This window comes from Kitasatospora sp. NPDC056783 (assembly GCF_042789895.1).
Taxonomy (GTDB): domain Bacteria; phylum Actinomycetota; class Actinomycetes; order Streptomycetales; family Streptomycetaceae; genus Kitasatospora.
Genome location: NZ_JBHUAF010000525.1, coordinates 1 through 4,724, shown reverse-complemented (window position 1 = coordinate 4,724; position 4,724 = coordinate 1). Strand labels below are relative to the sequence as shown.

Sequence of the window (4,724 nt, the reverse complement as noted above, 5' to 3'; positions counted from 1 at the left end):
GTCGACAGTGATGTCGAGGTCGCGGGTGGCGTCCGCGAGGTGCTGGAGGCAGCGCTCGGCGGTGGTGTCGCGGGCGACGAGGTGGGCGACGCGGGCGGTGCCGAGGTTGCCGGCGGGCGGCAGTGCGACGTGGTCGCCGCTCTGCTTCTCCCAGACGAGGCGTTCCAGCCAAGGCCGTTCGCGCAGTGCGGGGTTCGCCGTCGCGCGGGTGAGGCGGCCGGTGGCGGGGGCGTAGGCCATGTGGATGGCGGCGGCCCGGCGCCGGGTGGGGGTGAGGTCGGGCTGCAGGCCGAGGGCGATGTCGGCGGCGGCGAGCGGCAGGTCGATGCCGGTGGCCTCGCGAACCAGAAGGGGGATCAGGTCCCCGGCCAGGCTCCCGTTGACCTCGGTCAGGCGGGGGGTGCTGCCGCCGTCGACGAGCCGCATCTCGACGTGGGCGACGCCGTTGGCGAAGCCGACGGCGTCCAGGGCCTGCACCGCGACGGGGCCGACCAGGGCGAGGAGCGGGTCTCCGGCTTCGACGCTGTGGCCGGTCTCCTCGAAGCACGGCGCAGGCCCGAGGTGCTTGCGGGTCACGGCGACGGGCGTGGTCACGCCGAGGACGGTGACGCACTCGACCGAGATCTCCGGCCCGTCCAGGTATTCCTCGACGAGGACGCCGAAGCCGTCGTCGGCGTGGGTGGCGGCCTGGGTGTAGGCGTCGGAGAGGCCGGTGGAGTCGTCGACCCGGCGTACCCCGATGCTGCCCGCCCCGGCGGCCGGTTTGACGACGACGGGGTACCCGATGCGCTCGGCGGCGGCGAGGGCCTGGTCGAGGGAGTCGGCGCGGATGCCGGCGGCGGAGGGGACGTCGGCGGCGGCGAAGGCCGCGCGGCTGGCGGCCTTGTTCCGGCAAGTGGCGGCGGTGGCCTCGGAGTTGCCGAAGGTGCCGAAGGCGGCGGCGAGGCGGGCGGCGCTGTGCTGGGCGTACTCGTCCCAGGTGAGCACGCCGGTGATCCGGTGGCGGGTGGCGAGGTGCTCGGCGGCGGCCAGGGTCTGGTCCGGGTCGCGGGTGTCGGTGACCTCGTGGTCGGCGATGTAGGGCAGTTGCCAGGTCGGCTCGTCCTGGGCGAGGAGGGCGACGCGGTGGTGCTCGGCGATCTGCTCCAGCGCGTGGCGGCGGTACTTCTCGGTGCCCGAGGAGACGAGCAGGAGGGTCGGGGTGGTGCTGGTCAGGGTCTCTCCGTGGGTCAGTCGGTGGGCGGGCGGCCCTGTTCGGACGCGGTGGGCAACAGGCCGGGTGGGCGGTCAGCGGGCGGGCCGGTGCCGGACGGGTGGCGGTGCTGCGGTCGCGGCCGGAGCTGCCGCTTGCGCGGCGAGCCAGCCGTCCTGGATCTCCTGGAGGTGGGCGAGCGCTTCCTCGACGGTGTGGAGGCGTCGCAGGTCGGGCCCGACGAGCGGGTCGAGGTGCTCTTCGATGCGAGTGGCGGATCGGATGCCGCCGACGACGTACGGCCCGGTGTCGAGGAGCACCTCGATGTGCCACCAGGCCATGCGGTTGCGGTCGTGCTCGGATTCGAAGACCTGAACGTGTCGGTAGCGATCATCGGACCATGGGTGGTCCCCGACCAGAGCGTCGCTCAGGTCCTGGAGGCCGAGCACGGCTTCGGTCGCGGCCTGCGAGCGGGCCTTCCAGAGCGCCTGCCGGTAGCGCGGTGCGATGGTGCCGGTGATCTGGGCCGCCGTGGTGGCCGTGTCCGTCTCCATCGCGAAGCTGACCGGCGTGGTCGGCTCCGGTTCGCCCATGAGGTGATGGGCATCGTCGGGGCGGGCCGCGCCGACGAGGAGCGGGGTGTCCGCGCCCGGCCGGACCGCGAGCAGGTGCTCACCGGCAGGGCCGGTGAGGGCGAGGGCGGTGTGCGGTGCGGTGGTGCTGGTGAAGCCGGGCCAGGACCAGCACCAGGCCCGGTCGTTCAGGTCGGCGAGGTCGCGGCCCGGGTGGAGTGGCAGGGGGCGGACCGACCAGCCGGGCAGATGGCCGGCCAGGTCTTCGGCGAGCGGCGAGGTGACGGGGTCTGCCGGTCGGTCCGGGAGGGCGTTGCCGTGTTCGTCGAAGTACACGCGCGCGAACCGTCCGGCCACCCCGGGGTCCGAGCCGGTCAGCTCGAAGAGGGCTTCGGTGCTCGCCCACCGGCCCTCGGGGGTGAAGGAGTTGATGCCGTAGACCAGTTCCCAGCGCGGGTGGGTGGTGGGGAGGTGGGCGCGCAGTTGCTCGAACGTCGCGAAGTCCGCGGGGGTCAGGTCGGCATGGTCGATGTGGGCGGTCGGGTCGTGGGGCACGGTGATCTCCGGATCAGGCGGCCTTCAGGGGCCGGTCGGCGTCGTGGGGTTCCCAGGTGGTGCGGTGGGTGCGTAGTCCGCGGAAGCAGGCGAAGGTGCCGGCCGAGACGAGGACTCCGGTCGCTGCTACCAACAGGCTCAGGTGGCTGGCGGGGCACAGGGCGACCAGGAGGCCGGCGAGCGGGAGCGGGGCGAGGACGAGCAGGACGGTGGTGGCGAGGGTGGCGCCGAAGGCTCTGGCGGGGATGAGGCGGGCGCGGGCGGTGCGCAGGACGACGGTCACCGTGCCCTCGCCGGCCATCAGCAGTCCGACGGCGGTGGCGTAGAGGGGGAGGTTGGGTGCCAGGGCGCTGGCAAGGGTGGCGGTGCACATGGCGGCGGTCGCGGTAACGCCGACGGTGAACAGGCCGAAGCGGTCGATGGCTCGGTAGGCGGCGGCGACGGCGGCCAGTGAGAGGGCGGCGGCGATGCTCCACACGGTGCCGACGGCGGCGGTGGAGTGGTGCAGGGCCCGGGTGACGGTGATGGGGGCGGAGACCTGGAGCAGGCCGCTGGCCAGATTGACGCAGGCCAGTGCTCCGACCAGCCAGGCCAGGGCGGGGGTTCGGCGCAGGGTGCCCAGGCCGGTGGCGAGGCTGGCCAGCGGGTGGCTGGCGACGGGGTCGGTGACGACGTGCAGGTGCGGGCGGTGGGTGCGCACGCTCGCGGCGACGGTGGCAGTGACAGCGGACAGGATCACGACGGTCACCAGCAGCAGGGCCGGTCCGGCGAGCAGGAGCAGGCCGCCGATCATCGGGCCGATCAGGAGGGCGGCCTGGTCGGTACCGGTGAAGACGGCTTGGACACGGTGGGCGCGCTCGCCCGCGCGGCGGCCGGCTTCGGCGGCCACGGCTTCGTTGGCGAGGTAGGCGGCTTCGGCAAGCATGCCGGTGAGCACTCCGAAGAGGAGGACCAGCCACGGCCCGGCGCCGACGGTCAGTCCGATCAGCGTGGCAAGGGCGCCGACGCCGCGCATCAGGCTCGTGGCCAGGACGGCGGTGCGGGGGCTGTAGCGGTCGATGATGGGAGCGGCGCCCGCGACGGCGACGAGGCGGGGAAACCACTCCAGCAAGAAGGCGGCCCCGGCCCATCCGGGCGAGTGGGTGAGGGTAAGGACGAGCAGCGGCACGGCGTACATCACCACGGCGGCGGCGAGCGAGTCGCTGGCGCGCAGGGTGTAGCAGCGCAGCAGCCAGTCTCGGTCGACCGCGCTGGCGGCTCGGTGGTGGCGTTGGCCGGCGGCGTTCGGGTGGGGCAAGGGCGGTCTCCTGCGAAGGGGTGGTGGCGTGGGGTTGGTTCGGCCGCCGAAGGCTGCCGGGTGGGGTCCGTGGGCGGGCGGGGGACCGGCGCTGCCGCGGGGGGGGCGCGGGGGTGGGGGGGGCGCTCGGGGCCGGGCCGGGCGGCGCCCGCCCACGCCCCCCGAGCGGGGCGGGCCGTGGGCGGCGGACGGTCGAGCTGTTCCGATCGTCGCCGCTGGACGGCCCGTGCGCTGGCGGCATTCGGACGCCGCACCGGAACGCCGCACCGGGCTGCGGGCGCGTCCGGGGCCGCGCGCTGACCCGGCGCCGCCGCCCGGTCAGGGCAGGATCGTGGGCAGGAGGCCCCCGTCGACGCCGAGCGCGCGGCCGGTGGTGGCCGAGGACTGCTCGGAGGCCACGTACGTGATCATGTTGGCGACCTCGTGGGGGCGGATCAGGCGGCGCAGCAGGGAGGCGGCGGCGCGGTTCTCGGCCAGGTAGCGCCGTTCCTGCTCGGCGGGGTCGAGGCCGGGGTAGAGCTCGTCGAACATGGCCAGCACGCCGTCGCTCATCGTGGGCCCGGGGAGCACGCAGTTCACCGTGACCCCGGTGCCGGCGACCTCCTGGGCCATTCCCCTGGACACGGCCAGCTGCGCGGTCTTGGTCACCCCGTACTGGACCATGTCGGGCGGCGTCTGGACACCGGCCTCGCTGCTGACGAAGATCACGCGGCCCCAGCCGCGCCCGACCATCCGCGGCGCGTAGTGGCGGGCCAGGCGCACCCCGGAGAGCACGTTGACCTGGTAGAAGCGCAGCCAGTCCTCGTCGCTGATCTCGAAGACGGGCTTGGTCTCGAAGATGCCGGTGTTGTTGACCAGGATGTCGACGTCGGGCAGTTGCCGGATCAGCTCGGCCGTCCCCTCCGCCGTGCCGACGTCGGCCGCGATGCCGCGCCCGCCGATCCGCTTCGCCGTCTCCGCGACGCGGTCGGGGTTGCGGCCGTTGACGACCACGTCGGCGCCGGCGGCGGCGAGGTTCCGGGCCGCCGCCGCGCCGATTCCCGCCGTCGATCCGGTGACCAGCGCGGTCCGTCCACTGAGATCGATCTGCATCGGAGGATCCCTCTCC

4 protein-coding genes are annotated in these 4,724 nt (G+C 74.3%); all 4 read right to left on the bottom strand.

All coding sequences use genetic code 11. From position 1 onward, the window contains the following. The coding region (locus ACFRMQ_RS38400) for an ATP-grasp domain-containing protein (protein ID WP_380735521.1) at window positions 1-987 on the bottom strand (987 nt) is incomplete at its 3' end. Between the two features lie 300 nt (window positions 988-1,287). Beyond that, window positions 1,288-2,319: a hypothetical protein gene (locus ACFRMQ_RS38395; RefSeq protein WP_380735520.1), complete on the bottom strand. Its 1,032-nt coding sequence runs from the start codon at window positions 2,317-2,319 to the stop codon at window positions 1,288-1,290. 13 nt (window positions 2,320-2,332) lie between these two features. After that, window positions 2,333-3,616 carry an MFS transporter gene (locus ACFRMQ_RS38390; protein ID WP_380735518.1) on the bottom strand — a complete coding sequence of 428 codons (1,284 nt, stop codon included), beginning with the start codon at window positions 3,614-3,616 and terminating at the stop codon, window positions 2,333-2,335. A gap of 318 nt (window positions 3,617-3,934) precedes the next feature. After that, on the bottom strand, window positions 3,935-4,708 hold the full coding sequence (locus ACFRMQ_RS38385) for an SDR family NAD(P)-dependent oxidoreductase (protein WP_380735517.1): 774 nt from the start codon (window positions 4,706-4,708) through the stop codon (window positions 3,935-3,937). Window positions 4,709-4,724: the final 16 nt, after the last annotated feature.

What these genes read in the sequence shown, in the direction of transcription:
- ACFRMQ_RS38385 (WP_380735517.1), bottom strand. Translation starts at nt 4,708, where the DNA reads ATGCAGATCGATCTCAGTGGACGGACCGCGCTGGTCACCGGATCGACG.